The sequence below is a fragment of the Pseudaeromonas aegiceratis genome (assembly GCF_046254905.1).
In the GTDB taxonomy this organism is placed as follows: domain Bacteria; phylum Pseudomonadota; class Gammaproteobacteria; order Enterobacterales; family Aeromonadaceae; genus Pseudaeromonas; species Pseudaeromonas aegiceratis.
On record NZ_CP158016.1, the window covers coordinates 203,277 to 229,708 of the forward strand.

Sequence of the window (26,432 nt, forward strand, 5' to 3'; positions counted from 1 at the left end):
TCCCTTGACTGCTGACGCTTACTGGCGGCCGGAGGAGCCGAAGCCGCCCTCACCCCGCTCCGAACCTTCGAATTCGCCGACGATGCTGAAGCTGGCCTGCACCACCGGCAGGAACACCAGCTGGGCGATGCGATCGCCGGGCTGGATCTCGAAGGCTGCCTGGCTGCGATTCCACATGGAAACCATCAGCTGACCCTGGTAGTCCGAGTCGATGAGCCCCACCAGGTTGCCCAGCACGATACCGTGCTTATGCCCCAGGCCGGAGCGCGGCAGTATGGTGGCGCACAGCTTGGGATCGGCGATGTGGATGGCCAGCCCGGTGGGGATCAGCTGGGTTTCCCCCGGCTGCAGGGTCAGGGCCGCGTCCAGGCAGGCGCGCAGGTCCAGGCCGGCGGAACCCGGGGTGGCGTAGGCCGGCAGCGGGAAGTTCTTGCCGAGGCGAGGGTCGAGGATCTTGAGTTCAATCTGCTTCATGGTGTGACTTCTTTATTATCAGGGCGATCAGGTGGCGGGCCACCTCGGTTTTGGTGGCCAGGGGCAGGGTTTGGCTGCCGCCTTGCCAGAATACCGTCAGGGCATTGTGGTCGCTGTTAAAGCCCTGCTCGGGACGGGATACGTCGTTGGCGGCGATCATGTCGAGCCCCTTGCGCTTGAGCTTGTCCTGGGCGTGCTCGGCGACCCGTTCGGTCTCGGCGGCAAAGCCCACCACGAAGGGGCGGGGGGAGAGGGCGGCGACCTCGGCGATGATGTCTGGGTTCTTCACCAGGGACAGGGTCAGCGCATCCTTATCGGCGGTCTTCTTGATCTTTTGCGGTGCCACTTCGGCGGCCCGGTAGTCGGCTACGGCGGCGCAGCCGATGACGATCTGCTGCTCGGGGGCCAGGCGCATCACCGCCTCATGCATCTGCAGGCCGCTCTCCACGTCGATGCGGGTGACGCCGGGCGGGGTCGGCAGGGCAACGGGACCGGCCACCAGGGTGACCTGGGCCCCCAGCTCGGCGGCGGCCGCCGCCAGGGCAAAGCCCATCTTGCCGGAGCTGTGGTTGCTGATGAAGCGCACGGGATCCAGCGCCTCCCGGGTGGGACCGGCGGTGATCAGCAGCTTGAGATCCGACCGGGCCGGAGTGAAGAAGCGCACGCAGTGATCCACCAGCACCAGGGGATCCAGCATGCGGCCCGGACCCACGTCGCCACAGGCCTGGACGCCGGCATCCGGCCCCCAGATGTGGGCGCCGCGCCGTGCCAGGGTCTGCAGGTTCTCCTGGGTGGCGGGATGCAGGTACATCTGCTGGTTCATGGCCGGCGCCACGGCCACCGGGGCCGGGGTGGCCAGGCAGAGGGTGGTGAGCAGCTCGTCCCCCATGCCGGCGGCCAGCCGGGCGATGAGGTTGGCGGTGGCGGGCGCCAGCAGCACCAGATCCGCCCACTTGGCCAGCTCGATATGGTTCATGCCCAGCTCGCTGGCCGGATCCAGCACCCCCTGCGGTATGGCATGGCCGGAGACCGCCTGCAGGGTGAGGGGGGTGATGAAGGCCCGGGCGGCGTCGGTCATGACCACCCGCACCTCGGCGCCGGCGTCCTTGAGACGACGCACCAGCTCGGCGCTCTTGTAGGCGGCAATCCCGCCGCTGACTCCCAGCAGAATGCGTTTGTTAGCCAGTCCCATGGGTAGCGTGATTCCATTAGTGAGAAAGAAGACGGGCTAAGATAACACAGGCCACCCCCCGGAGCAGACTGGCTTGTCACACTTCATTTTTCTGTCATCTGGGGTTGGTCGCCTGTCAGACCTGACAGGGGAGCCTAGGTCTGGCCTGGCTAACGTTTCTTCTGGATTGGCTTGGGGAGTGGTGTGCTATGAGCATTCGAGACTGGCCGGCGGGGGAGCGGCCCCGGGAGAAGTTGCTGGCCAAGGGGCCGGGGGCCTTGAGCGATGCCGAGCTGTTGGCCATCTTCCTGCGCACCGGGGTGGCCGGTTGCGATGCGGTGACCCTGGCCCGGCAGCTGCTGGCGCAGTTTGGCGGCCTGCGGGCCCTGCTGGCGGCGGACGAGCAGCAGTTCTGCCAGGCCCACGGCCTGGGAACGGCCAAGTTCGTGCAGCTGCAGGCGGTGCTGGAGATGAGCCGCCGTCATCTGGCGGAGGCGCTGCAGCGGGATGACGTGCTCACCAGCCCCCAGGCCACCCGCCGCTACCTGCAGGCCCAGCTGCGGGATCGGCAGCAGGAGGTGTTCGCCCTGCTGCTGCTGGACAACCAGCACAGGGTGGTGACGTTTCTGGAGCTGTTTGTCGGCACCCTGGATGCCGCCAGCGTCTATCCCCGGGAGGTGGTGCGCAGTGCGTTAAAACATCATGCAGCCGCCGTCATCCTCTGTCATAATCACCCGTCCGGAGTGGCGGAACCGAGCCGGGCCGACCGCGCGCTGACGGCGCGCCTCAGTGCGGCTCTGGGCCTCATCGATGTTCGGGTGCTGGATCATCTGGTCATCGGGGATGGCGAAACCGTATCTTTTGCCGAACGTGGTTGGCTGTGAGTCGATCACGGTCAGGCTTTAGCTTGATCTTTGCCGAGCGATGCTGTATAAAATGCCGCCTTCTATATGGCCCCGCAACAGGCCAGCGGGGCTAAGAAATGCTCGAGCAATTAGAAGTAAGATTTTGGAGAGACTGACATGTCTAGAGTGTGCCAAGTAACCGGTAAGCGTCCGGCAGTGGGTAACAACCGTTCCCACGCCAAGAACGCGACCCGTCGTCGTTTCCTGCCGAACCTGCAAACTCACCGTTTCTGGGTTGAAGGCGAGAAGCGTTTCGTCAAGCTGCGTGTTTCCACCAAGGGCATGCGCATCATCGACAAGCTGGGGATCGAAGCAGTTCTGGTAGATCTGCGCGCCCGCGGCGAAGTAGTGTAAGGAGATAGCTCATGGCTGCTAAAGGTGGACGCGAAAAGATTCGCTTGAACTCCAGCGCTGGTACTGGTCACTTCTACACCACTACCAAGAACAAGCGCACCATGCCTGAGAAGATGGAGATCAAGAAGTTTGATCCCGTTGTTCGTCAGCATGTGATCTACAAGGAAGGCAAGATCAAGTAATTGATCGCCCCTTGAAAAAAGCCCGGTCTCGTACCGGGTTTTTTTATGCCCGTCCCTCGGGCTACACTGCGCCCAGCAGGGGAGAAGAGCATGAAGCGACTGACCAAGAAAGGCTGGAACAACGTCATCATACTGCTGGTGCTGGTGATGATAGTGGTGCTGCGGCTGAGCGACGAACGGCTCACCGGCAAGGATCCTGCGCCGGTGACCGACGGCCTGCTGCCCACCGGCGCCGTGGTGCTGACCTGGGCGGCGCCGGCCTGGCGCATCGAGCGCGTGGGGCAGAGTTGGCGCTCGGTGCCGGATCTGGGCTTGGATGGCGCCGGGCTCGACGCGGTGCTCAATCAGTGGCAGGGCTGGCAGCTGCCGCCGGCGGAGATGGCGGTGCGGGGATCGGCCATGGAGCTGACCGTCTGGCTGGCCGGGGTGACGGAACCCGTCACCCTGCAGCTGTATCAGGATCAGGGCCAGTATGCGGTGGTGAACTGGCGCGGCCAACTGCTGAGCCTCAGTCAGGATCAGTACCGCAACCTGCTCGGCGGGGGTCACTGATGCCTGAGCTGCCCGAGGTCGAAGTCACCCGTCAGGGTATAGCGCCCCACCTGGCGGGCCAGACCATCACGGCGGTGCGGGTGCGGGAGTCGCGCCTGCGCTGGCCCGTGCCCGCCGACATCCAGCAACTGGTGGGCTGCACCATCTTGTCGGTGCGCCGCCGGGCCAAGTACCTGCTGCTGGAGACCGAGCTGGGCACCGCCATCCTGCACCTGGGCATGTCCGGCAACCTGCGGGTGCTGCCCCTCGGCGCCCCCGTGATGAAGCACGATCATGTGGATATCGAGCTGGGCAACGGCCTGCTGTTGCGGCTGCATGATCCGCGGCGCTTCGGCGCCCTGCTGTGGACGCCGGAGGATCCGGCCCGCCACCCCCTGCTGGCCAAGCTGGGCCCCGAGCCCCTCACCGACGCCTTCACCGCCGACTACCTGCTGGCCCGCAGCCGTGGCCGCAAGGGGCCCATCAAGCCCTGGCTGATGGATAATCACCTGGTGGTGGGGGTGGGCAACATCTACGCCAACGAGGCGCTGTTTGCCGCCCACATCGACCCCAGGCGCCCGGTGGGCAGCCTGAGGGCAAGCGAGGCCGAGGTGCTGGTGGCGGAGATCAAGGCGGTGCTGACCCGGGCCATCGGCCAGGGGGGCACCACCTTGAAGGATTTCACCAAGGCCGATGGCAAGCCGGGCTACTTTGCCCAGCAGCTGCAGGTGTACGGCCGGGCCGGCCAGGGCTGCCTGGCCTGTGGCCATCCGCTGGAAGAGATCCGCCTGGGGCAGCGCAGTACCGTGTTCTGCCCCCTGTGCCAACGCTAGGCTAGGCGGAGTGGTCGCCGGCGATGCGGGCGCGCACCGCCTCGGCCACGGAGGGCGGCACGAAGCAGGCCACATCGCCGCCGTGCAGGGCCACCTCCCGCACCAGGGTGGAGGAGATGAAGGCCAGCTCGGCGGCGGTGGGCATGTAGAGGATCTCCAGATCCGGCACCATGCGGCGATACATGCCCACCAGTTGCTGCTCGTAGTCGAAGTCGCTCAGGGAGCGCACCCCCCGCAACAGCACGTTGGCGCCGGTCTGGCGCAGATGATCCACCAGCAAACCGGAGAAGCCATCCACCCGCACGTTGGGCCACTGGGCGCAGACCGCTCGGGCCAGCGCCACCCGTTCCTCCAGCTCAAACAGCGGCCGTTTCCCCGGGCTCATGGCGATGGCGACGATCACCTCGTCGAACAGGCGGGCGGCCCGCTGGATCAGATCCTGGTGGCCCAGGGTCAAGGGGTCGAAGGTGCCGGGAAACAGGGCGCGGGTCATGAGGCGTCTCCTTGAGCGGTCTGTGCCAGCAGCCGATCGAAGGCGGCCAGCACCATGGGTACCGTGATCTGTTCCATGGCATCCGCCTGCTTGAGGCGGGTGCGCCAGGGCAGCTGATCCAGGGTCATGCCGGTCTGGGCCAGCATCAGGGGCTCGAACACGCTGACGGTCTCGGCCTGCCAGAGGTAGGGACCGGTGCGACGTGGCGTCTGATCGGCGTACAGTCCCAGCACCGGCACCCCGGCGGCGTTGCCCATGTGGGCGGGGCCCGAGTCGGGGGAGACCAGGATGCGGGACTGCTTCATCAGGGCCAGCAACTGCTTAAGGTTAGTCTGGCCTATCAGGTTGAGGGGCGGCTGGGCACAGGCGGCGACGATCTCGCTACCCAGTTGGCGCTCACCCTGGCTGGGGCCGCCACACAGCGCCACCTGCAGCCCTTTGCCCTGGGCGTGGGCGATGAGGGCCGCATAGCCGGCGGTCTGCCAGTTGCGGCTGGCCTTGCTGGCCGACGGGCTCAGCAGCAGGGTCGGTTTCCCCTGGAGCTGCGCCTGGGCCCAGGCGTCGTCCGCGGCGGCGGTGGGGATGGTCCAGCGCGGGGCGAGATCCGTCACCCCCAGTTCGGCGGCGAAGCCCAGCAGGTTGTCCACCACATGGCGCTTGGCCAGGGGGGGCGCCGGCACCTTGTGGTTGGTGAACAGCCACTGACCGTCGGCCGCCCGCGCCTTGCAGAAGCCGATGCGGTGGCGCGCCTTGATCCCCAGGGTCAGCAGGCTGGCCCGCAGGGCGGCCTGCATGTGCAGCAGGGCGTCGAAGCGCTGGCCCTTGAGTTGCTGCCACACCTGCCGATAGCCACGCCAGCCCGCCTTCTTGTCGAAGGGGATCACAGTCACCCCCGGCAGATCCCCCAACAGGCTGGCCTCCAGCTTGCCCATGATCCAGGTGATCTCGGTGCTGGGCCATTGCCGCTGGATGGCCTGGATGACGGCCACGGTATTGACGCAATCGCCGATGGCGGACAGGCGCAGCACGCACAGGCGGCGGGGCGCGGAGGAGAAGAGGGGCATGGGGCAACTCCACAGGGGAAATGGGCGCATTATGCAAACTCGGGCCGGGGTTGTAAAATGTCCCCCCCTACCCGAGAAGAGACTGCGGATGCAGCAATTGCAACACTGGCAAGAAGGATCTGCCGCCAGCTGGTATGACGCCAGCCTGTTACCCGAGTTCGGCGCCGCCTGTTTCGACCCCGCCCATTGGCAGCGGCAGGACGCCGTGCTGGGTCAGTCCCATGGGCGGGGCGTCACCTGGTTTATCCGCGGCCCCCGCTGTGAGCTGGTGCTGCGCCACTATTGGCGCGGCGGCCTGCTGGGCAAGCTGCTGGGGGACAGGTTCTGCTACACAGGCCTGGCCCGCAGCCGCTGCTATCGTGAGTTCGCCCTGCTCAACGACCTGTGGGCGGCGGGCCTGCCGGTGCCCAGGCCGGTGGCCGCCCGGGTAACCCGCCAGGGGCTCTGCTATCGGGCCGATCTCCTGCTGGAGCGGATCCCTGGGGCGCGGGATCTGGTGAGTCTGCTGCGTGAGCGAGCGCTCACTGGCGAGGAGTGGCGCAAGGTTGGCGTGGTCATTCGCCTGCTGCACGAGGAGGGCGCCTGGCACTCGGATCTGAACAGCCACAACCTGCTGCTGGATGCGCAGGGCAAGGTCTGGGTCATTGATTTCGACAAGTGTGCCATTCGCGCCCCCGGGCGCTGGCAGCCGCAGATGCTGGCGCGGCTGCAGCGCTCCCTGCGCAAGGAGCAGGGGCTGCACACCGCCTTCTTCTGGCAGGAGGCGGACTGGGACGAGCTGATGGCAGGCTATCAGGCCGGCTGAGCCTGCGCCTGGGCCAGGGTCCCCAGTATGGCCTGCAGCGTCTTGCGCTGGGCGCCCTGGTTGGCGGCCACCACATCGAAGGCCCGCATCCCCATCTGCTGGCGCAGCGCCGCGTCCCCCAGCAGCTCACACACAGCCGCGGCCACCTCCTCCGCATCCGCCAGCTGACGACAGGCCTTCTGCTCGCACAGCTGATGGGTCACGTCCGCAAAGTTGAAGCTGTGGGGGCCGATCAGGGTCGGCTTGCCCAGGCTGGCGGGTTCCAGCAGGTTGTGGCCCCCCACCGGCACCAGGCTGCCCCCCATAAATGCCAGATCGCTCATCTGCAGCAGCAGCGGCATCTCCCCCATGGTGTCCGCCAGATAGATGGCGGTGTCGGTGGTGATGGGTTCCTGCCGGCTGCGGCGGGCCAGGGCGAAGCCCGCCTGCTGGCAGAGGGCCGCCACCGGCTCGAAGCGCGCCGGATGGCGCGGCACCAGGATCAGCAGGCTGTCTGGATGGGCGGCGCGGATCCTGGGCAGCTGTGCCAGCAGCAGCTCGTCTTCACCGGGATGGGTGCTGGCGGCGATCCACACCGGGCGGGCCTGCAGGGTCCGCCTGAGCTGCTCGCCGGCGCTCACCTGTTCAGGATCCAGCTGGATGTCGTATTTGAGGGAGCCGGTCACCTGGACCCGGCTCTGTGGGACCCCCAGCCGCAGGAAGCGGGCGGCATCGTCGCGATGCTGGCAGAGGAACAGGCTGACCTGCCGGCTCATGCTGGCAAACACCCCGCTCACCTTCTGATAGCGCTGGCAGGAGCGCTCCGACAGCCGGGCGTTCATCACCACCACCGGCAGCTGCCGGCGACCGCAGGCCGCCAGCCAGTTGGGCCACAGCTCGGTTTCCATGATCACCAGGGCCCGGGGGCGGGTGCGGTTGAGAAAGCGGGCCACGGCGCCTGGGTAGTCCAGCGGGGCGTACCTGTGCTCCACCAGATCCCCCAGGCGGGCGATTTGATCGGCGCCGGTGCGGGTGGTGGTGGTCACCAGGAGGGGCAGATCCGGTTGCTCGGCCTTCAGCTGGCGGATGAGCGACATGGCCGCCAGGGACTCGCCGACGCTGACGGTGTGGATCCACAGGGGCGCCTCGGCTTTGAGCGGCGGCACCCAGCCCAGCAGCTCCTTCCAGCGCCGGCCATAGCCCGGCTTGCCGGCCTGGGGACGGTAGGTGATGTACAGCACCACGGGCAGGGCAAGGTAGATGAGCAGGGTGTAGATCAGGCGATAGAGCATGGCGGTCGTCGCAGGGAAAAATGGCAGCCAGTATCCGTGATGGGGGTTCAGGACTCAAGACGCCGGCGTCACGGCTTTCGGATCAAAGCATGCTATCATCCGGCCACTCATCGCTGACTGAACCCGCCGCCCGGAATGAAGCGCATCGCCGTCTTTTGCAACAACCTCAATGCCAATGGCACCGTCAAGATCGCCCTGAGCCAGGCCGAAGTCCTGCAGCAGGCGGGGCACAGCGTGCACCTGTTCATCTTCCATCCCGGCGGCGACTTCCTGCCCCCGGCGGGGATCGCCCTGCATCAGGTGTTCGATGAGGCCCAGCCGCTGAGTCTGGCGGCCAGCCAGCAGCAGCTGATGCGCCAGGTGCGGGCGGTGGAGGCGGAGCAGGGGCGCTTCGATCTCTTCTTGTCCAACTCCACCAAGTGCGACCGGGTGGTGGCGGGCTGCGACTTCGCCCCCTGCTACTACTTCTGCCACTGCGCGCTGCAGCAGGAGCTGCTGGCGGAGCTGCGCCACGGCCCATTCAAGTTCTGGCGGCGCTGGCAGGAGGCGCGGGCCCTCATCGGCAAGCGGATCATCACGGTCTCAGACGGTATAGCCGCCGAACTCAGGGCCAGCCGCTGGCTCAAGCCGGAGAGTGTGCAGACCATCTACAACCCGTTCCAGCTGGAGCGCATTCGCCAGCTGGCCCAGGCGCCGGTGGAGGGGCTGCCGGACGGGCCCTTCATGATCCATGTGGGGCGCTTCACCCGGCAAAAGCGCCACGACATCCTGTTCGACGCCCTGCGGCGCATGCCCGACGCACCGCCATTGGTGCTGCTGTGCAACCGGCCGGAGAAGGTCCGCCGCCTGGCCCGTCGCTACGGAGTCGAGTCCCGCATCCTCACCCCGGGCTTTCAGCATAACCCCTATGCCTGGATCGCCCGGGCCGAGCTGATGCTGCTGAGCTCCGACTACGAAGGCCTGCCCACCGTGCTCATCGAGGCGCTGGCCTGCGGCACCCCTGTGGTGAGCACGGATTGCCCGTTCGGCCCCAAGGAGATCTTGACCGGCCCGTTGGCGGCCTGCCTGGTGCCCCGGCGGGATCCGGCGGCGCTGGCGGCCACCGCCCTGGCCTGTCTGCGCAATCCACCGGATGTGGCTGAACCGGCCATCCTGGCCGCCGTGGCGGGGGAGCATATCGCCGCCCAATACCTGGCCCTGTGTGCCTAACCCAAGGAGTCCCCATGCCCCGTGTTGCCATCATCATTCCCTCCTGCTCCGGCGGCGGCGTCACCAAGGTGATGCTGAGCCTGTATCAGGCTCTGGCGGCCGAGGGCGCCGAGGTTGAGCTGCTGGTGCTGGAGAAGCGGGGTGACTTCGTGCTGCCCGATGGGTTGCGGCTGCATTACCTGTACGACAGTCGCCAGCGCCGGCTGGACAGCCGCGGCCGCATGGCCCGCAGCGTCCGCGATCTGCAGGCCCTGATGGCGGAGCGGGTGGCGGCGGCCGGCCCCTTCGATCTCATTCTGTCCAACACCTCCCGCTGCGATCGCCTGGTGGCGGCCTGTGACTGGCCCAACAGCCACTATGTGGTGCACGCCTCCCTGGAGGAGACCCTGCGCCGGGAGTGGCGCCTGGGGCCCATCAAGTACTACCGCAAGTGGCGCTGGGTCAAATGCCTGGACGGCAAGCGGCTCATCACAGTCTCGGACGGCATCGGCGAGGAGATCCGCCGCAAGGGGCGGATCCACCCGGCCGCCATGCAGACCATCTACAATCCCTTCGATCTGGCGCACATCCAGGCCCTGGCTAGGGAGCCGCAGCCGGCGCTGCCGGCGGAACCCTATCTCATCCATATCGGTCGCTTTGCCCGCCAGAAGCGTCACGACGTGCTGTTTGCGGCCCTCAAGCTGATGCCGGAGGCGCCCCGGCTGGTGCTGCTCTCCAATCATCCGGACAAGGTGCGGGCCGCCGCCGAGGCCGCCGGGGTGGCGGAGCGGGTGCTGGTGCCGCCGTTTCAGCAAAATCCCTATCCCTGGATCGCGGCGGCCAAGGCGCTGGTGTTGAGCTCTGACTTTGAGGGCTTGCCCACCGTGCTCATCGAGGCGCTGGCCTGTGGCACCCCTGTGGTGAGCACCGACTGTCCCACAGGTCCGGTGGAGATACTGACCGGCCCCCTGGCCCGCTTCCTGGTGCCGCGGCGGGATCCGGCCGCCCTGGCCGCGACGACCCGGGCCGCCCTGGCCGAGTATCCGCCGGTGGCAGAGGCCGAGATCCTGGACAAGGTGTCCGCCCGGACCATAGCCCGTCGCTATCTGGCGCTGTGTCAGCCCGGTTGAATCCCGTCCCATCAACACAATGAGGCCGTCATCTGACGGCCTCTTTAGTTTGTGGTGTGTGGCGGTGCGTGAATCCTTGGCTCAGGGCCACCAGTAGCCCAGCTTGCGGCGCTCCTTGAAGGTGCGCAGCAGATTCCACGGTTTGGCCTTCAAGTCGCCCCGACCCCGGGCCAGGCGCGCCTCCACCGCATCCAGCACCCGCTCGCTGGCGCGGCCGTCCCGGTAGGGATGGGTCTGCCGGATGAAGCCGTCTATCGCCGCCAGCAGGGGCGCCGGGCGGCTCAGGGCGTTGGCCAGGGCCGCTTCGAGTTCCTCTATCCGGCTGACATCCAGCAGGTGCGCCCGGTCCCCCACCGTCTGGTTGCGGAAGGTGACCACGGGCCGCCGCTGCAACAGGAACATGGTCATCACGGAGGAGGTGTCGCAGAGCATCACATCGGCCTGTTGCAGCAGGGGGATGACGTTGTCGGTCTCCACGAAGCGCAGGTGTTCGTTCTGCAGGGCTTGATAGGCCGCCACCACCTCGGGAGCCATCTTGGGATGGAACTGCACCAGCCAGCGCCAGCGCCCCGTGTCCCGCAGCCGGCGGATCTCGTCGATGAGCAGGGGGGCGGCGCTCAGGGCCGGGGTGAAGGTGGAGCAGAACAGTATGGTCGGCCGTGGATCCTCGTTCTGCGCCTCGGCGGCGGGCTGAAACAGGGGGTCCAGAGCCGGCCAGCCGGTCTCCACCACCTCAAAATAGCCATGCTGGCGGGCGCGGCTGACGAAGCCGGCGGTGGTGTTCGGCCCCTGGGTGCAGTAGAGGTCGAAGCAGCCACGGATGTTGAAGTGGCCGCGATCGTCGCTGCGGGTGGCCTTGGCCACGTTGAAGCCGTGGAAGATGTCGACCTTGAGGCCGGGAATGAAGCTGGGCACCGTATTGCCGGGCACCAGCACGGCATCGGGGCACCAGTCACAGACGGCCCGCACCGTGGGCAGGCGGGTCTCGTCGGCCTTGATATAGGCCGGGTGTATCTGGCTGCCGGCCAGGAACCAGGCGGCCTGATCCCCCCGGGCCAGGATGGCCTGCTGCAGGGGGCGCAGCATGGCGTAGGCGTAGTCTTGTTCGGCGTACAGCAGGTAGCGGCGTTGGCTCATGGGTGGCGGCTCTGTGGCTTAGCGAAACTGTTGTTTCCATTCATGGATGCGGTCCAGGGGGATCCGCACCTCGGTGGCCCAGCTTTGGGCCACGCGCTCGGCCAGCTGCTGCTCCTGCTCCTTGCGGTCGATGACCGGCAGGTTGATGTCCTGCTTCTTCTCCAGCGCCCGGTTGTCCACCCCGATGATCAGGGTGCGGCGGCCGTGCTGCAGGGCGCGGATGCCGCCGTGCAGACGGGAGCCCACATAGTCCAGCGACGGGGTCTCCCGCAGGAGGCGGTCGAAGTCATCCAGGCGGGGTGGCACCACCTGGATATCGTCACCGAACTCGCTGAGCTGCTGCATGTATTCGATATCCCGGGCGGCCTGTACCCAGAAGTGGAGCTTGCGGTAGTGCTGGCGCAGGGTGCGGATGAGGTGGTTGTCCGCCGCGTGATCCTTGCGCCAGTCGGTGATGGTGAAGATCACCTCGTCGCCCTTTTGCTCCGGCACTTTGGCCAGGTGCTCCTCGGTCAGCATCCAGGTGGTGGGGCAGCTGGTGTTGATCACGTTCTTCACCCCGGCCTCGGCCAGTCGCAGGCGGGTGTAGTTGTCCCGCACCGAGTGCTGGTACTGCTTGGAGAACAGGGCCTGATAGAACCAGCGGGAGTAGAGGGAGGTCTGGTTGCGGTATTTCTGCCAGCCGACCCCGAGGGTGACCACCTCCCGCAGCCGCAGCACGTCCAACGGCCCGACGTTCCACTGCCGGGAGGTGAACATCTTGCCGCCGATGAGGTTGGAGCCGCAGATGAAGCGGTACTTGGCCTTGTTGGCCCGGCTGATCCCCACGGAGCTGATGCCGTCGTGGGTGGTCAGCTGCAGGAACTGCTCCCGGGGGAACAGCTGCAACAACTCCCGACGGATGGAGTCGTTGATGATCTCGTCCCCCACGTTCAGGCTGCCGATACTGGAATTGAACAGGGCGATCAGATCGTCGTTGGTGACGGCGGAAAAACGGTTGAGGCCGACTTGTTCCAGTTTTTTGGCGAGGGACATGCAAAGCTCCAAATCAGGTTTGTTGAACGGCGCAGGGGCTGGGCGCCGCGGCGCCCGTTGTTATCTGTTTTGTCCGCCAGGCGAGGGCGGCGCTCGGTTAGCGATTCAGCCAGGCCAGGTATTCCGCCACCCCATCGGCCACGTTGCGGAATTGCACGTCGCAGCCGGTGGATCTCAGCTGGGTCAGATCCGCCTGGGTGTAGCTCTGGTAGCGCCCCTTGAGGTGATCCGGGAAGGGGATGAATTCCACCTGGCCGTGACCATGGTGCTGGATCACGGCGTTGGCCACGTTGAGGAAGGGCTCGGCCTGGCCGGTGCCGCAGTTGTAGATGCCGCGCTTGGTGGGATGCTGCCAGAACCAGAGGGCTACCCGGCAGACGTCGTCCACGTAGACGAAGTCGCGGGTCTGGCCGCCGTCGGGGAAGCCGTCGCAGCCTTCAAACAGCTTGGGGTTCTCACCGGCCAGCATCTGGTTGTTGAGGTGGAAGGCCACGCTGGCCATGCTGCCCTTGTGCTGCTCCCGGGGGCCATAGACGTTGAAGTAGCGCAGGCCGACGATCTGGCTGTTGGTCTGGGGCAGCATGCGGCGCACGTATTCGTCGAACAGAAACTTGGAGTAGCCGTAGACGTTGAGGGGCTGCTCGTAGTGGCGCTCCTCGATGAAGTTGTCGTTGCGGCCGCCGTAGGTGGCGGCGGAGGAGGCGTAGATCAGCGAGATGCCCCGTTCCAGGCAGAAATAGAGCAGATCCTTGGAGTACTCGTAGTTGACGTCCATGACGAACTTGCCGTTCCACTCCGTGGTGGTGGAGCAGGCCCCCTGGTGGAAGATCACCTCGATCTCGTCCCACTCTTCGAAGGGGTCGCCGGAGACCACTCGGGCGATGAACTCGTCCTTGTCCAGGTAGTCGGCGATATCCAGATCCACCAGGTTGGCAAACTTGGTGCCGTCGCTGAGATCGTCCACCACCACTATGTCTGTGCGACCCTGTTGATTGAGGAGTTTGACCAGATTGCTGCCGATAAAACCGGCGCCACCAGTGACGATGATCATAGTGTTGGAGCCTCGCGTCGGGGCCGCCTGCAGGCGGTGGATGGGAGAGGGACGGGGCTTGGCCCGCCTGATTTTGCTGGCAAAAGTGTATCACAGTTGCAGGGTGAACATATCCCAGGAGGCAGGGTTCACCAACTGTGGTATACAGGCTGGGCAGGAGGAGAGCACATGCGTATAAAAACCAGGGATAGAATCGTGCTGGCGGCGGTGGAGCTGTTCAACCGGGATGGGGAGCAGAACGTCACCACCAATCACATCGCGGCCCATCTGGGCATCAGCCCGGGCAACCTCTACTACCACTTCCGCAACAAGGAAGACGTCATCCGCGCCATCTTTGGCCTGTATGCCGAGGATCTGGCCCGTCACATGACACTGCCGTCGCCCAGCGAGGCGGACAGCCTGCGCACCAGCGTCCACTATCTGGATGGTGTGCTGCACATCATGTGGCGTTACCGCTTCATCTACGAAAACCTGCCGGATCTGCTGGGGCGGGATGCCCAGCTGCGGGAGGATTACAAGCCGGTGCAGCAGCTGGTGTTCAACACATTGCAGGATCACCTGGGTGGCCTGCAGGCCGCAGGGATCCTGCTGGCGGACGAGGCTCAGCTGGCCATGTTGAGCCATCTGTTCAAGCAGCTGGCGATGTTCTGGATCCCCTATCAGCTGACCCTGCAGCCCAATCAACCCATCACCCAGCGTCGGTTGCGGGCCCTGATCCCCCAACTGCTGTTCCTGTTTCGCCCCTATATCGCCCAGGATCACCTGGCCGAGTTGGATGACATGGGGCAACACTTTGTGCTGCTGGAGGGGGAGACTTAGGCGCGGGGGGCGGCCACCGACTGACGCACCACCAGTTCGGGTTTGACGGTGAGGGACTCGGTGGCCAGCTCCTTGTTACGGATCCGGGCCATCAGCAGTTCCACCGCCGTCTTGCCCAGCTCGGCCTTGGGATGGTTGATGGTGGTCAGGGGCGGGCAGGTGAAGCGGGCCAGCTCGGTATCGTCGTAGCCCATGATGGAGATCTCTTCCGGCACCTGGATGCCGGCCTGATGGGCGGCACACAGGGCGCCCATGGCCATGGGATCGTCAAAGGCGAACACCGCGGTGGGACGCTGGGGCAGCGCCAGTATCTGTTGCATGGCATCGAAGCCGCTCTGGCTTTCGTAATCCCCTTCGAAGATGAGATCGTCCGTCAGGCGCAGATCCAGTTCGGCCAGGGCATCCCGCACCCCGTCCAGCCGCAGCTGAGTGGTGGCCTTGTGCAGCTGGCCGCTGATACAGGCGATGTGGCGGTGCCCCATCTGCAGCAGATAGCGGGCCGCCAGGTAGGCGCCGTTGCGGGCGTTGTCGTTGATCACGTTGGCGAAGTCGCTGCTGCCACCCCAGTCCATCACCACCTGGGGTACGTGCTGGTAGCTGCGCATCAGTTCCTGGATGGCTTCGTCCAGGTCGGTGCACATCACCAGCAGGCCATCCACCCGCTTCTCCATCAGCATGCGCAGGTAGTGGCGCTGACGTTCGAACTGGTTTTCGGTGTTGCACAGGATCAGGCTGTAGCCCTGGTTGAAGGCATAGTCTTCCACCCCTTTGACCACCTCGGCGAAGAAGGGGTTGGTGCTGGCGGTGACCAGCAGGCCCAGGGTGCGGGTGCGGTTGACCTTGAGGCTGCGGGCCACCGAGTTGGGGGCGTAGTTGAGGGCGCTGACGGCTTCCAGCACGTTGCGGGTGGCCTCCTCGCTGACGCGGCGGGTGTGATTGAGCACATGGGAGACGGTGGAGATGGAGACTCCGGCCCGGGCCGCTACGTCTTTAATGGTTGCCATCGCTGTTCAACTCTCTTGCCATTGCAGTAAAAGTTGCCAAATCTAGCAGAAAACCCCCGGTCTTTCCGAGAGATCATTCTCAAGCTGGTTCATTCGCTAGCCAGCCGAGCCGCTTAGGGATAAAACTTCGCCAAGGGCGCCGATTGGGGTGTTTTCATCCGGGCGGCAAACGGCGATAAAAGCGGCAAGGCATCAGAATAATAAACTGGTTTATGTGAATTTTGTTTTATAAAAATCCAGGAAAGGTGGGTTTTTGTTGGTTTTATTGACTGACTTTGTCGAGTTTGTTGGTGACATTACATGCTAACAATATGAAAAATAAGAGAAAATTTTTATTCTTCACCCTTGTTTGCCACCGTTCCCGGTGATAGAAAAAACGCCATCCCATGCGCTTGGGCCGGCTCTGGCCGGCGGCCGTGCGGAAACACTATAAATATAGAGGGAAGAGACATGAGTAAATGGACAAAGAAAACCCTGGGGGCCGCAGTGGCCTTCGCCCTGGTGGGGCTGGCCGCACAGGCCCAGGCCGCTGACACCATCAAGATCGCCATCGCCGGCCCGCAGACCGGCCCGGTAGCCCAGTACGGTGACATGGAGTTCATCGGCGGCTTCATGGCGGCCGAGCAGTTCAACAAGGCCGGCGGCATCGCCGGCAAGCAGGTGGAAGCCATCCCCTACGATGACGCCTGTGATCCCAAGCAAGCCGTGGCCGTGGCCAACAAGATCGTCAACGACGGCATCAAGTTCGTGGTGGGTCACCTCTGCTCCGACAGCACCCTGCCCTCTTCCGACGTCTATGAAGACGAAGGCATCCTGATGATCACCCCGGCCTCCACCAGCCCCAAGGTGACCGAGCGCGGTTATAACCTGACCCTGCGCACCATAGGCCTGGACAGCGACCAGGGCCCCACCGCCGCCGCCTACATCGTCAGCCAGGTCAAGCCCAAGGCCGTGGCCGTGCTGCACGACAAGAAGCAGTATGGTGAAGGCATCGCCACCAGCGTGGAGAAGAAGCTGAAGGAAGCCGGTGTCAACGTGGTGGCCTTCGAAGGCATCACCGCCGGTGACAAGGACTTCTCCGCCCTGATCGCCAAGCTGCAGAAGCTGAACGTGGACTTCGTCTACTACGGCGGCTACCACCCGGAACTGGGCCTGCTGCTGCGCCAATCCGCCGAGAAGGGCTTCAAGGCCACCTACATGGGCCCGGAAGGTGTGGGTAACAAGGACATCTCCGCCATCGCCGGCCCGGCCTCCGAAGGCCTGCTGGTGACCCTGCCGAAGAAGTACGATCTGGATCCGGCCAACGCCGATCTGGTGGCCGCCTTCAAGGCCAAGAATCAGGACTCCTCCGGTCCGTTCGTCTGGACCACCTATGCCGCCATGCAGGCCATCAAGGCCGGTATCGAGCAGGCCGGTGAGGATCCGGAAGCCGTGGCCGCCGCACTGCGCGCCAAGCCGGTGGACACCGTCATGGGGCCGCTGCAGTGGGGCAAGACTGGGGACCTGGTGGGCTTCGAGTTCGGTGTGTTCAAGTGGCACGCCGACGGCACCTCCACCCAGCTTCAGTAACAGTCACAGAGGCATTAGCCTAAGGGGCGGCATGGACCGCCCCTTTGCTATATCGCCGGTGTCCGTCCGGGCACGGCCCCATCAGGGGCCAACAGGATTACAAGCGTATGTCTGAACACCTCTTTTATTTTATCCAGCAGCTGTTTAATGGCCTGACCATTGGCAGCACCTATGCGCTGATCGCCATCGGCTACACCATGGTCTATGGCATCATCGGCATGATTAACTTCGCCCACGGCGAGATCTACATGATTGGCTCCTACGTGGCCTTCATGGTGATGGCGGGCCTGATGATGATGGGCATCGACAGCAGCGTGCTGCTGATGGGCTCGGCCTTCATCGCCAGCATCGTCATCACCAGTACCTATGGCTGGACCATAGAGCGGGTGGCCTACCGGCCGCTGCGGGGCGGCAACCGCCTGATCCCGCTGATCTCCGCCATCGGCATGTCCATCTTCCTGCAGAACCTGGTCCGGCTGGAACAGGGCTCCCGGGACGTGGCCATTCCGGCCCTGGTCTCCGGCGGCTGGCAGTTTGGCGTGGACAGCTTCACCGCCAACCTCTCCTACATGCAGCTCATCATCTTCGTGGTGACCTTCCTCAGCATGACGGGCCTGACCTGGTTCATCTCCCGCTCCCGCATGGGCCGCGCCTGCCGCGCCTGTGCCGAGGACATCAAGATGGCCAACCTGCTGGGCATCGACACCAATGCCGTCATCGCCATCACCTTCGTCATCGGTGCCGCCCTGGCGGCGGTGGCCGGGGTGCTGCTGGGCATGTACTACGGCGTCATCAACCCCACCATCGGCTTCATGGCGGGCCTCAAGGCCTTTATCGCCGCCGTGCTGGGGGGCATAGGCTCCATCCCCGGCGCCGTGCTGGGGGGGCTGCTGCTGGGGGTGACCGAGGCCATGACCGCCGGTTACCTGAGTACCGAGTACAAGGATGTGGTCTCCTTTGGCCTGCTGATCTTCATCCTGCTGTTCATGCCCACGGGGATCCTGGGGCGTCCTGAGGTGGAGAAGGTATGATGACCAGTCTCAAGCGTGCATTGATTGCCAGCGTCGTCTTCCTGCTGCTGGCCCTCTGGTTGTTCGGCTTCCGCCTGCAGGCCGAGGGGATCAACCTGGTGGTGGTGAGCCAGATGGACAACGCCTGGCCCTTCCTGGTGGGGGGCGTGGCCCTGGTGTTCTTCTTCCAGCTGTTCCGGGTGCATATCACCACCCACAAGGAGAAGGTGAAGGCCGGCCTGCCGGAGTGGAGTCTACCCAGTCAGGACAAGAATCCCTGGCTGTATCGCGGTCTGGCCATTCTGGTGCTGATCGCCGCCGTGGCGGGGCCCTTCCTGGTCTCCCGCAGCGTGGTGGACCTGGCCACCCTGACCCTGATCTACATCATGCTGGGGCTGGGTCTCAACGTGGTGGTGGGCCTGGCGGGGCTGCTGGATCTGGGGTACGTGGGCTTCTACGCCGTGGGGGCCTACACCTATGCCCTGCTCAACAGCTACTTCGGCCTCTCTTTCTGGGAGTGTCTGCCCATCGCCGGCGGCATGGCGGCCCTGTTCGGCTTCCTGCTGGGCTTCCCGGTGCTGCGGCTGCGGGGTGACTACCTGGCCATCGTCACCCTGGGCTTTGGCGAGATCATCCGCATCCTGTTGAACAACCTCACCAGCCTGACCGGCGGCCCCAACGGCATCGCCAACATTCCCAAGCCGACCCTGTTCGGCCTGGAGTTTGCCCGCCGTGCCAAGGAGCCGGGCAACGAGGCGTTCCACACCTTCTTCGGCATCAGCTACAACGCCGATCACAAGGTGATCTTCCTCTACCTGATGGCCCTGCTGCTGGTGCTGTTCACCCTGTTCATCATCAACCGCCTGCTGCGCATGCCCTTGGGCCGCGCCTGGGAGGCGCTGCGGGAAGACGAGATCGCCTGTCGCTCCTTGGGGCTGAATCCCACGGTGATCAAGCTGACCGCCTTCACCATAGGCGCCGGGTTCGCCGGCTTTGCCGGCAGCTTCTTCGCCGCCCGCCAGGGCTTCATCAGCCCCGAGTCCTTCGTGTTCATCGAGTCGGCCATCATACTGGCCATCGTAGTGCTCGGTGGCATGGGCTCCCAGATCGGCGTGGTGCTGGCCGCCATCATCATGACGGTGTTGCCTGAGCTGGCCCGTGAGTTCAACGAGTACCGGATGCTGATGTTCGGTCTGCTGATGGTGTTCATGATGGTGTGGCGGCCCCAGGGCCTGTTGCCCATGAGCCGTCCCCATCTGGAGTTGCGTAAATGACCAAGTTACTGGATGTCTCCGGCCTGACCATGCGCTTTGGCGGCTTGCTGGCGGTCAACGGCGTGGCGCTGGCGCTCAATGAGAAAGAGATCGTCTCCATCATAGGTCCCAACGGTGCGGGCAAGACCACCGTCTTCAACTGCCTGACCGGTTTCTACCGTCCCACCGAGGGGCAGATACTGCTGCAGGGCGAGCCCATCCAGGGCCTGCCGGGCCACCAGATCGCCCGCAAGGGGGTGGTGCGCACCTTCCAGCACGTCCGCCTGTTCAAGGAGATGACGGTGCTGGAAAACCTGCTGATCGCTCAGCATCGCCACCTGAACACCAACTTCCTGGCCGGTCTGCTGAAGACCCCGGGTTTTCGCCGGGCCGAGCGCCAGGCCCTGGAACGGGCCGGTTTCTGGCTGGAGCAGGTGGGCCTGAGTGAGCTGGCCAACCGCTCCGCCGGCAACCTGGCCTATGGCCAGCAGCGCCACCTGGAGATCGCCCGCTGCATGTGCACCCAGCCCAAGATCCTGATGCTGGACGAGCCGGCCGCCGGCCTCAACCCCAAGGAGACCGAAGAGCTCAACCGGCTCATCGGCGATCTGCGGCGGGAGCAGGGGGTGTCTGTGCTGCTCATCGAGCACGACATGAAGCTGGTGATGGAAATCTCCGATCGCATCTACGTGGTGAACCAGGGCACCCCCCTGGCCAACGGCACGCCGGAGCAGATCCGCACCAATCCGGACGTCATCAAGGCCTATCTGGGCGAGTCATAAGGGAGCCGACATGTTAGAAGTCAAAAACGTCTCCACCTTCTACGGCAAGATCCAGGCCCTGAATGATGTGAGCATCGAGATCAAGCAGGGGGAGATCGTCACCCTGATCGGCGCCAACGGCGCCGGCAAGAGTACCCTGCTGATGACCATCTGTGGCGAGCCCAAGCCCGCCACCGGCCAGATCCTGTTTGAAGGGGAGGACATCACCCAGTTCTCCACCGCCCGCATCATGCGCGGTGACATCGCCATAGTGCCGGAAGGGCGGCGCATCTTCAGCCGCCTGACGGTGGAGGAGAACCTGAGCATGGGCGCCTTCTTCGTGGACAAGGCGGAGGCCGAGCGGCTGAAGGCCGAGGTGTTCGAGCTGTTTCCGCGCCTGAAGGAGCGGGTGAATCAGCGGGCCGGCACCATGTCCGGCGGCGAGCAGCAGATGCTGGCCATCGGCCGGGCGCTGATGAGCAAGCCGCGGTTGCTGTTCCTGGACGAGCCCTCCCTGGGGCTGGCGCCCATCGTCATCCAGCAGATCTTCGACATCATTGAGCGGCTGCGGGAGAAGGGCATGACCATCTTCCTCGTCGAGCAGAACGCCAATCAGGCCCTGCGTCTGGCGGATCGCGGCTATGTGCTGGAGAATGGTCGCATCGTGTTGCAAGACACGGGGGCCAACCTGCTGGCCAACGACGGGGTGCGCAACGCCTACCTGGGCGGTTAAGCGTATCGACACAAGATCCCGTCTGGCCCTTGCCAGGCGGGATCTTTTTTTTAACAATTCTCGGATTCATTCCGCCGCCGTCGCGAGGCTGTCATGTCCCAGTTTCAACGTATCACCACAGAACAGGCCCACACCCTGCTGCAGCAAACCGGCTGCCGCCTGGTGGATATCCGGGATCCTGCCTCCTTCGCCCAGGGCCATGCCCCCGGTGCCTTTCCCCTCAACCAGGAGAGCCTGGGTCGCTTCCTGGCCGAGGTGAGCTTCGACACCCCTGTGCTGGTGATGTGCTATCACGGCCACAGCAGCCAGGGCGCCGCCCAATACCTGGCGGAGCAGGGCTATGAGCAGGTCTACAGCGTGGACGGCGGCTTCGCCGACTGGGGGCTGCGCTTCGAGGTGGAGCGCTCATGAAACAGCTGCTGGTACTGGACGATGGTCGCCTGGCCCAGAGCCTGGCCGACTTTCTGGCCAGCCGGGGCATTCCCTGCGAGCTGACTGAGTCCGAGATGGGCATCTCCATCTGGCTGGTGGATGACAGCCGCACCACGGAGGCGGAGCTGGAGGTGAAGCGCTTCCTCAAGGAGCCCTATCATCCCCGTTATGCCGAGGCGGCCTGGAGCAGCGAGCGGCCGCACACCCGGGTGGACTATTCGGCGGGGCAGCACCAGTTGCTGGCCGAGCTGCTGTTGCAGGCGGGCCCGGTCACCCTGCTGGTGGCCCTGGCCTGTGTGGCGGTGTTTCTGCTCAGCTATATCGGCCTGCCCATGTTCGCCCTGCTGGGCTTTCACACCAGCCTGGATCAGCTCACCAGCTGGCAGATCTGGCGTTTTCTCACCCCGACTCTGCTGCACTTCTCCGTGCTGCACCTGGTGTTCAACCTCATGTGGTGGTGGTACCTGGGGGGGCGCATCGAACGGCGACTGGGCTCGGGCAAGCTGCTGCTGCTGTTTCTGGTGACGGGCTGCGTGCCCAACCTGCTGCAGGCGGTGCTGGTGGGGCCGGACTTCGGCGGTCTCTCCGGGGTGGCCTATGGCCTGCTGGCCTACCTGTGGATCCTGCCTCGCCGCCAGGGCTGGGCCGAGCAGCCGGTGAGTAACGGCCTGCTGGGCTTCATGCTGCTGTGGCTGGTGCTGGGCTTCTTCCACCTGTTCGGCCCCAGCATGGCCAACATGGCGCATCTGGGGGGCCTGGGGATCGGCCTGCTGCAGGGCTGGGTAGACAGTCGCAAGCCGGCGCCCCGCTAGGGCGCCCTGACTGACGGGCGCTTATTGATAGAGGTAGTTGGTGAAGATCAGCTCGCGGATCAACTTGTGGCCCGTCTCTTCCACCAACAGCTGGTTCAGCTTGGTCTGGCACTCCTTGCGGATCTCTTCCCGCCCCTTCAGAGAACGCACCTGCTCGGCGGTCTGCTTGCCCAGGATGCGGTTGAGGGCGTCGCGGATCAGGGGGTCGTGCTTCTCCACCAGGGCCAGATCGGCGTTGTTATCCACCATGATCTCCACTTTGATGCGCACATAGCCCATCTGGGTGCCGTCCGTGATGTAGTTGGTGATGATCTCGGGATCCAGGGCGTAATAGGCGTAGGCATTGTTTGGCTGTGCCGGGGCGGCGGCCTCTTCGGCCTGCAGCTGGGCAGCGAACAACAACAGCATCCCGCAAGTCAGTCTCTTCAGCATGATTTCTCGTTATGTAAGTCGTGGAGGTGACTCAATTATTGTTCTGGTTAGCGCCGGTGGCGTCAAGCGTACGACGCCTTACATTTTCACGCCGCTTTCACCATAATGTCCGGGTTTTTAACAGGAGACCCCTCTTGCGTTGCGCCGTCCGCCCCCCTGCCTTGCCCCTGGATGTGACCGAGCCTGACTGGCGCGCGGCCGAGGCGTGCGCGCTGCCCGCGCCCTTGGCGCGCTGGCTGCGGGACACCGGCTCCCTCACCGCCGCCCTGCGCGGCCTGCCCGGACGGTTCGGCGTCACCCTGCTGGGGCCGGCCTGGCAGGCCCAGGACCAGGACTGGCAGTGTCGCCAGGTACTCCTGTGTCTGGATGAGCGGCCCCTGGTCTGGGCGCTGACCCGGGTGCCCCGTGAGCAGCTGGACCAGGCACCGGCGCTGGCCGGCCTGGGGGACAGGCCCTTGGGGGAGTGGCTGTTCAGCCAGCCGGATCTGCGCCGCGAGCCCCTGGTGCTGGCGGACTTTGCCGCCGTGCCGGCCTTCGTCGCCGCCCTGGCGGGCTGGGGCTGCCCGCCGCCGACCGGGGCCCTGTGGGGGCGGCGTTCCTGGCTATCCAGCGGTCCGGTGCGGCTGCAGCTCACCGAGGTATTCCTGCCCCATGCCCCGCCCTACGAGGAGTGATCCATGACCCAGCTTGTACCCCAGCGCTGGCACGCCTTCTGGCAACTGGCCCGGCTGGACCGACCCATAGGCTCGCTGTTGCTGCTGTGGCCCACCCTGTGGGCCCTCTGGCTGGCCAGCGCCGGCCAGCCAAGCTGGCATCACCTGCTGGTGTTTGTGCTGGGGGTGTTTGTGATGCGCTCGGCGGGGTGCGTCATCAACGACTTTGCCGATCGGCGGGTGGATGGCCATGTCAAACGCACCGCCGCGCGGCCGCTGCCCAGCGGCCGGGTGACCCCCAAGGAGGCCCTGCGCTTCTTCTGGCTGCTGGTGGCCCTGGCGGTGGGCCTGGCCCTGACCCTGAGCCCCCTGGTATGGGGCCTGGCGGTGGTGGGGCTGGGGCTGGCCATCGTCTATCCCTTCATGAAGCGGGTGACCCACCTGCCGCAGCTGGTGCTGGCGCTGGCCTTCTCCTGGGCCATTCCCATGGCCTGGGCGGCGGCGGCCGGCGAGCTGACGGCCCAGACCTGGTGGCTGTTCGCCGCCAACTGCCTGTGGACCGTGGCCTATGACACCCAGTACGCCATGGTGGATCGGGATGATGACCTGAAGATTGGCGTCAAATCCACCGCCATCCTGTTTGGCCGGCACGATCGCCTCATCATAGGTCTGCTGCAGCTGGCGACCCTGGTCTGTCTGGCCCAATTGGGCTGGATGGCGGCGTTGGCCTGGCCCTACTGGTGGAGCCTGGCCGCCGCGGGTGGGCTGTTTGTCTATCAGCAGCGGCTCACCTGGCGGCGGGAGCGGCAGGCCTGCTTCGTGGCCTTCCTCAACAACAACTGGGTCGGCCTGCTGCTGTTCGCCGGCCTGGCCTTAAGCTTCCTGTTCCAGGGCCGCTAGGGTGCGGCGCAGGGCGCTGGGCAGCAGGCCTTGCAGCTGGGCCTGCAGCCGCGCCAGGGCCTGGGTCTGCCAGCACTCGTCCTGCCGATAGCCCTGGGCCTCCAGGGTGGCGATCAGGGTCTTGAACAGGCTGGCATCGCTGAACTCGGGGGCATGGATGCCGTGCAGGGTGGCCAGCCGTTGCGCCATCATCTGGCAGTCCGATTCCAGCTGGGGTAGCGGCGTGGCCGGTGCCCGCAGTATCAGCCCCAGGGACATGGCGTAGCGCAGCAGCGTCTCCTGAATGCAGTGGGCCAGCAAGAGCAGCTGTGGCTGCCGGGCCGCGTGCACCCAATATCGCCCCCCCTTGTCCTCAATCAGCCCCAGCTTGGCGAAGGCCGCCAGGTTGGCCTCCAGCTGGGCCGGCAGATCGTCGAGGCTATGGTGCAGGAACAGCTCGGCCTGGATCAGCGGGTAGAGGGGCTGCACCGCCTGGATCAGCTGTTCGGCGCTTTGCCCCTCCTGCCGCTCGATCAGGCGGGCCAGCAGGGCCGGCAGGGCGAACAGGTGCAGTATGTTGTTGCGGTAGAAGGTCATCAGGATTGCCTGGTAGCGATCCATGGTGACGATCTGCCCCAGCTTGTCCTCCTCCACCTGGAACTTGCCCAGCTCCAGGGTCTGCGCCAGCAGCTCGGCGGCACCGGCCTCCGGCAACACGCAGTGCTGGCTGTAGGGGGCCAGGCGCAGCAGTTCCAGGCACAGCTGGATCTGCTGGGTCAGCAGGTTGCGCGGCAACGCCTGGCGCTCGCTGGCCAGCAACGCCAGGGCGCACAGCGGCAGGCCGTTGAGGCCGGCGGCGGCATTGATGCGGCTCATCAGCTGCTGGGCCAGGCCGTTCACCGTGGGGGCCAGCCAGTCGGGCTTGTGCCCCTCGGCCGTCTCGCGCCAGTCAGGCACCCGCTGCTGCAGGTACTGGTGCAGGGTCAGGGGCTCGCCGAAGTTGACGTAGCTGCGGCCGAAGTTGCGCAGCTTGCCCAGGATGCCCAGCACGTGCCAGAGGTTCTCCTTCTCCTTGCGGCTGCCCTTCAACTCCTTGAGGTAGGTGTTCACCTCCATCACATGGTCATAGCCCAGGTAGACGGGGACGAAGGTCAGCGGCCGGGGTATGCCCCGCAGCTGGGCCTCCAGGGTCATGGCCAGCATGCCGGTCTTGGGTTGCAGCAGGCGGCCGGTACGGGAGCGGCCGCCTTCGGTGAAGAACTCCACCGCATAACCCTTGGTAAACAGCTGATTGAGGTATTCCCGAAACACGGTGGCGTAGAGCTTGTCGCCCTTGAAGCTGCGGCGGATGAAGAAGGCGCCGCCGCGGCGGAACAGGGGGCCTGCAGGCCAGAAGTTGAGGTTGATGCCGGCGGCGATGTGCGGCGGTATCAGCCCCTGGTGGTAGATGACGTAGGAGAGCAGCAGGTAGTCCATGTGGCTGCGGTGGCAGGGGATGTAGACGATCTCATGCCCCTCCCGCGCCAGGCGGCGGACCTGCTCGCCACCGTGCACCTGGATGCCGCGGTAGAGCTTGTGCCACAGCCAGCCCAGCAGGGTGTCGCCCATGCGGATCAGGCGGTAGGAGAAGTCGCTGCCGATCTCGTCCAGGTAGCCCAGGGCCCGCTGCTGGATCTGCGCCAATGGCACGCCTTCCTCGGCGGCCTGTTGCGCCATGGCCTGGCACAACGGCTCGCTGGCCAGCAGCTGCTGGAACAGCGCCTGGCGGATGGGCAGCCTTGGGCCCTTGGCCGCCTGCCGCTGCCGGCTGAAATGGATGCGGGCCACCCGGGCCAGCTTGTGGGCCACCTGTTCGTCGCTGCCCCGCTCATCGGCCAGGGTCCGCAACGAGACGGGGACGGAGAAGCGCACCCGGTTCTCCCGACCATGGAGCAGTACCTGCCAGCTGTTGTGCCAGACGGACGGTGAGTGGATGGGCGGCTGCAGGCGGCGCTTCTCCCGTCCCGGCGCCCGGTGCCACAGCAGGGTGATGGGCACCAGCTGGATATCCAGCGCCGGATCCTGGCGGTGCAGCTGCAGCCAATCCCGGAAGGTGACCAGGCTCTGCCGGGCCGGCACCGGGGTGCCGCTGAAACAGGGCAGGTGATCCAGGCAGACATAGCGGGGCAGGGACTGGCCGCCGATCTGCAGCGGGGTGAAGGGGCTGGGCAGCCCCAGCTGCTGGGCGCACAGCTCCAGGGTCAGCAGATCGCTTAACGCATCGTTGGTCAGGGCATAGACGATGGGGCGGGCTGGATCCAGTCCCAGCTGGCTCACGGGTTCCTCAGGGAGGGCGGAATAGTTGACCAGCAGGCGAAGGGGAAGACGAAGCAGGGAGCGGGCGGCGGCCTTGATGCGGGACATCCTAACAACCTCAGGGGAAAAAATCGGCGCCAGCATAGCAAATGGGGA

Annotated in this window: 29 protein-coding genes; 18 read left to right on the forward strand and 11 right to left on the reverse strand. The window is 65.3% G+C overall.

Annotated elements, in window-relative coordinates:
* Positions 1 to 18: 18 nt before the first annotated feature.
* Positions 19 to 474, reverse strand: a complete 456-nt coding sequence (gene dut, locus ABHF91_RS00920; RefSeq protein ID WP_409421637.1) for a dUTP diphosphatase — start codon at positions 472 to 474, stop codon at positions 19 to 21.
* Entirely contained in the window at positions 461 to 1,666 is a 1,206-nt protein-coding gene (gene coaBC / locus ABHF91_RS00925) for a bifunctional phosphopantothenoylcysteine decarboxylase/phosphopantothenate--cysteine ligase CoaBC (RefSeq protein WP_409421638.1), read from the reverse strand. Before coaBC ends, dut begins: the two co-directional genes overlap by 14 nt.
* 188 nt (positions 1,667 to 1,854) lie before the next feature.
* Between coaBC and radC the strand changes: the two genes are divergently transcribed.
* The 5 genes from radC (at position 1,855) to mutM (ending at position 4,450) form a co-directional block, all read left to right on the forward strand.
* Complete coding sequence (gene radC, locus ABHF91_RS00930) at positions 1,855 to 2,529, forward strand: RadC family protein (protein ID WP_409421639.1); 675 nt, start codon at positions 1,855 to 1,857, stop codon at positions 2,527 to 2,529.
* A 138-nt stretch (positions 2,530 to 2,667) separates the two neighbouring features.
* Positions 2,668 to 2,904, forward strand: coding sequence for a 50S ribosomal protein L28 (gene rpmB / locus ABHF91_RS00935; RefSeq protein ID WP_345009774.1), 237 nt, complete (start codon positions 2,668 to 2,670; stop codon positions 2,902 to 2,904).
* Between the two features lie 11 nt (positions 2,905 to 2,915).
* The gene (rpmG, locus tag ABHF91_RS00940) at positions 2,916 to 3,086 is read left to right on the forward strand and encodes a 50S ribosomal protein L33 (RefSeq protein ID WP_345009773.1); all 171 of its coding nucleotides are present in this window, start codon (positions 2,916 to 2,918) and stop codon (positions 3,084 to 3,086) included.
* Positions 3,087 to 3,176: 90 nt separating this feature from the next.
* Positions 3,177 to 3,638, forward strand: coding sequence for a hypothetical protein (locus ABHF91_RS00945; protein WP_409421640.1), 462 nt, complete (start codon positions 3,177 to 3,179; stop codon positions 3,636 to 3,638).
* Entirely contained in the window at positions 3,638 to 4,450 is an 813-nt protein-coding gene (gene mutM / locus ABHF91_RS00950; protein WP_409421641.1) for a bifunctional DNA-formamidopyrimidine glycosylase/DNA-(apurinic or apyrimidinic site) lyase, read from the forward strand. The genes ABHF91_RS00945 and mutM overlap by 1 nt, the downstream gene beginning before the upstream one ends.
* A 1-nt stretch (position 4,451) precedes the next feature.
* Here mutM and coaD read toward each other — a convergent pair whose 3' ends face one another.
* Together coaD and ABHF91_RS00960 are read right to left on the reverse strand one after the other, a co-directional pair.
* Complete coding sequence (gene coaD, locus ABHF91_RS00955; RefSeq protein WP_409421642.1) at positions 4,452 to 4,943, reverse strand: pantetheine-phosphate adenylyltransferase; 492 nt, start codon at positions 4,941 to 4,943, stop codon at positions 4,452 to 4,454.
* A complete protein-coding gene (locus tag ABHF91_RS00960) occupies positions 4,940 to 6,007 on the reverse strand; it encodes a glycosyltransferase family 9 protein (RefSeq protein WP_409421643.1) in 1,068 nt (355 codons plus the stop codon). Before ABHF91_RS00960 ends, coaD begins: the two co-directional genes overlap by 4 nt.
* 88 nt (positions 6,008 to 6,095) lie before the next feature.
* Between ABHF91_RS00960 and ABHF91_RS00965 the strand changes: the two genes are divergently transcribed.
* Entirely contained in the window at positions 6,096 to 6,812 is a 717-nt protein-coding gene (locus ABHF91_RS00965; RefSeq protein ID WP_409421644.1) for a 3-deoxy-D-manno-octulosonic acid kinase, read from the forward strand.
* On the opposite strand, the gene waaA is transcribed toward ABHF91_RS00965, so the two are convergent.
* A complete protein-coding gene (waaA, locus tag ABHF91_RS00970) occupies positions 6,800 to 8,083 on the reverse strand; it encodes a lipid IV(A) 3-deoxy-D-manno-octulosonic acid transferase (RefSeq protein WP_409421645.1) in 1,284 nt (427 codons plus the stop codon). The two genes, ABHF91_RS00965 and waaA, sit on opposite strands and share 13 nt — an antisense overlap.
* A gap of 135 nt (positions 8,084 to 8,218) precedes the next feature.
* Here waaA and ABHF91_RS00975 point away from each other — a divergent pair, with 135 nt between their 5' ends.
* Together ABHF91_RS00975 and ABHF91_RS00980 are read left to right on the forward strand one after the other, a co-directional pair.
* Positions 8,219 to 9,292, forward strand: coding sequence for a glycosyltransferase (locus tag ABHF91_RS00975; RefSeq protein WP_409421646.1), 1,074 nt, complete (start codon positions 8,219 to 8,221; stop codon positions 9,290 to 9,292).
* A gap of 14 nt (positions 9,293 to 9,306) precedes the next feature.
* Positions 9,307 to 10,401 (forward strand): glycosyltransferase, encoded by a 1,095-nt coding sequence (locus ABHF91_RS00980; RefSeq protein ID WP_409421647.1) that lies wholly within the window; start codon positions 9,307 to 9,309, stop codon positions 10,399 to 10,401.
* An 81-nt stretch (positions 10,402 to 10,482) separates the two neighbouring features.
* Here ABHF91_RS00980 and ABHF91_RS00985 read toward each other — a convergent pair whose 3' ends face one another.
* From ABHF91_RS00985 to rfaD, 3 genes are all read right to left on the reverse strand, one after another.
* Positions 10,483 to 11,538, reverse strand: a complete 1,056-nt coding sequence (locus ABHF91_RS00985) for a CDP-glycerol glycerophosphotransferase family protein (protein WP_409421648.1) — start codon at positions 11,536 to 11,538, stop codon at positions 10,483 to 10,485.
* An 18-nt stretch (positions 11,539 to 11,556) separates the two neighbouring features.
* A complete protein-coding gene (locus tag ABHF91_RS00990; protein ID WP_409421649.1) occupies positions 11,557 to 12,573 on the reverse strand; it encodes a polysaccharide pyruvyl transferase family protein in 1,017 nt (338 codons plus the stop codon).
* 97 nt (positions 12,574 to 12,670) lie between these two features.
* Positions 12,671 to 13,624 carry an ADP-glyceromanno-heptose 6-epimerase gene (rfaD, locus tag ABHF91_RS00995; RefSeq protein WP_409421650.1) on the reverse strand — a complete coding sequence of 318 codons (954 nt, stop codon included), beginning with the start codon at positions 13,622 to 13,624 and terminating at the stop codon, positions 12,671 to 12,673.
* A gap of 168 nt (positions 13,625 to 13,792) precedes the next feature.
* Between rfaD and ABHF91_RS01000 the strand changes: the two genes are divergently transcribed.
* On the forward strand, positions 13,793 to 14,443 hold the full coding sequence (locus ABHF91_RS01000) for a TetR/AcrR family transcriptional regulator (protein ID WP_409421651.1): 651 nt from the start codon (positions 13,793 to 13,795) through the stop codon (positions 14,441 to 14,443).
* On the opposite strand, the gene ABHF91_RS01005 is transcribed toward ABHF91_RS01000, so the two are convergent.
* Positions 14,440 to 15,447, reverse strand: coding sequence for a substrate-binding domain-containing protein (locus ABHF91_RS01005; RefSeq protein WP_409421652.1), 1,008 nt, complete (start codon positions 15,445 to 15,447; stop codon positions 14,440 to 14,442). The genes ABHF91_RS01000 and ABHF91_RS01005 overlap by 4 nt on opposite strands.
* Positions 15,448 to 15,897: 450 nt before the next feature.
* Here ABHF91_RS01005 and ABHF91_RS01010 point away from each other — a divergent pair, with 450 nt between their 5' ends.
* The 7 genes from ABHF91_RS01010 to glpG all read left to right on the forward strand — a co-directional run bounded on the left by ABHF91_RS01010 (position 15,898) and on the right by glpG (position 22,017).
* Positions 15,898 to 17,016 carry a branched-chain amino acid ABC transporter substrate-binding protein gene (locus tag ABHF91_RS01010; RefSeq protein ID WP_409421653.1) on the forward strand — a complete coding sequence of 373 codons (1,119 nt, stop codon included), beginning with the start codon at positions 15,898 to 15,900 and terminating at the stop codon, positions 17,014 to 17,016.
* A 107-nt stretch (positions 17,017 to 17,123) separates the two neighbouring features.
* Positions 17,124 to 18,047 (forward strand): high-affinity branched-chain amino acid ABC transporter permease LivH, encoded by a 924-nt coding sequence (gene livH, locus ABHF91_RS01015; protein ID WP_409421654.1) that lies wholly within the window; start codon positions 17,124 to 17,126, stop codon positions 18,045 to 18,047.
* Complete coding sequence (locus ABHF91_RS01020) at positions 18,047 to 19,300, forward strand: high-affinity branched-chain amino acid ABC transporter permease LivM (RefSeq protein WP_409423066.1); 1,254 nt, start codon at positions 18,047 to 18,049, stop codon at positions 19,298 to 19,300. Before livH ends, ABHF91_RS01020 begins: the two co-directional genes overlap by 1 nt.
* A complete protein-coding gene (gene livG, locus ABHF91_RS01025; protein WP_409421655.1) occupies positions 19,297 to 20,061 on the forward strand; it encodes a high-affinity branched-chain amino acid ABC transporter ATP-binding protein LivG in 765 nt (254 codons plus the stop codon). Before ABHF91_RS01020 ends, livG begins: the two co-directional genes overlap by 4 nt.
* Positions 20,062 to 20,071: 10 nt before the next feature.
* Positions 20,072 to 20,773, forward strand: coding sequence for an ABC transporter ATP-binding protein (locus ABHF91_RS01030; RefSeq protein ID WP_409421656.1), 702 nt, complete (start codon positions 20,072 to 20,074; stop codon positions 20,771 to 20,773).
* A gap of 93 nt (positions 20,774 to 20,866) precedes the next feature.
* A complete protein-coding gene (gene glpE, locus ABHF91_RS01035) occupies positions 20,867 to 21,184 on the forward strand; it encodes a thiosulfate sulfurtransferase GlpE (protein WP_409421657.1) in 318 nt (105 codons plus the stop codon).
* Positions 21,181 to 22,017, forward strand: a complete 837-nt coding sequence (gene glpG / locus ABHF91_RS01040) for a rhomboid family intramembrane serine protease GlpG (protein WP_409421658.1) — start codon at positions 21,181 to 21,183, stop codon at positions 22,015 to 22,017. Before glpE ends, glpG begins: the two co-directional genes overlap by 4 nt.
* Before the next feature lie 21 nt (positions 22,018 to 22,038).
* Here the strand turns inward: glpG and ABHF91_RS01045 are convergent, their stop codons facing one another.
* Positions 22,039 to 22,449, reverse strand: coding sequence for a flagellar basal body-associated protein FliL (locus ABHF91_RS01045; RefSeq protein ID WP_409421659.1), 411 nt, complete (start codon positions 22,447 to 22,449; stop codon positions 22,039 to 22,041).
* Between the two features lie 134 nt (positions 22,450 to 22,583).
* Here ABHF91_RS01045 and ABHF91_RS01050 point away from each other — a divergent pair, with 134 nt between their 5' ends.
* Positions 22,584 to 23,123: a chorismate--pyruvate lyase family protein gene (locus ABHF91_RS01050; RefSeq protein WP_409421660.1), complete on the forward strand. Its 540-nt coding sequence runs from the start codon at positions 22,584 to 22,586 to the stop codon at positions 23,121 to 23,123.
* A gap of 3 nt (positions 23,124 to 23,126) precedes the next feature.
* Positions 23,127 to 24,002 carry a 4-hydroxybenzoate octaprenyltransferase gene (ubiA, locus tag ABHF91_RS01055; RefSeq protein WP_409421661.1) on the forward strand — a complete coding sequence of 292 codons (876 nt, stop codon included), beginning with the start codon at positions 23,127 to 23,129 and terminating at the stop codon, positions 24,000 to 24,002.
* Here ubiA and plsB read toward each other — a convergent pair.
* Positions 23,976 to 26,384, reverse strand: a complete 2,409-nt coding sequence (plsB, locus tag ABHF91_RS01060) for a glycerol-3-phosphate 1-O-acyltransferase PlsB (RefSeq protein ID WP_409421662.1) — start codon at positions 26,382 to 26,384, stop codon at positions 23,976 to 23,978. The genes ubiA and plsB overlap by 27 nt on opposite strands.
* Between the last annotated feature and the right edge of the window lie 48 nt (positions 26,385 to 26,432).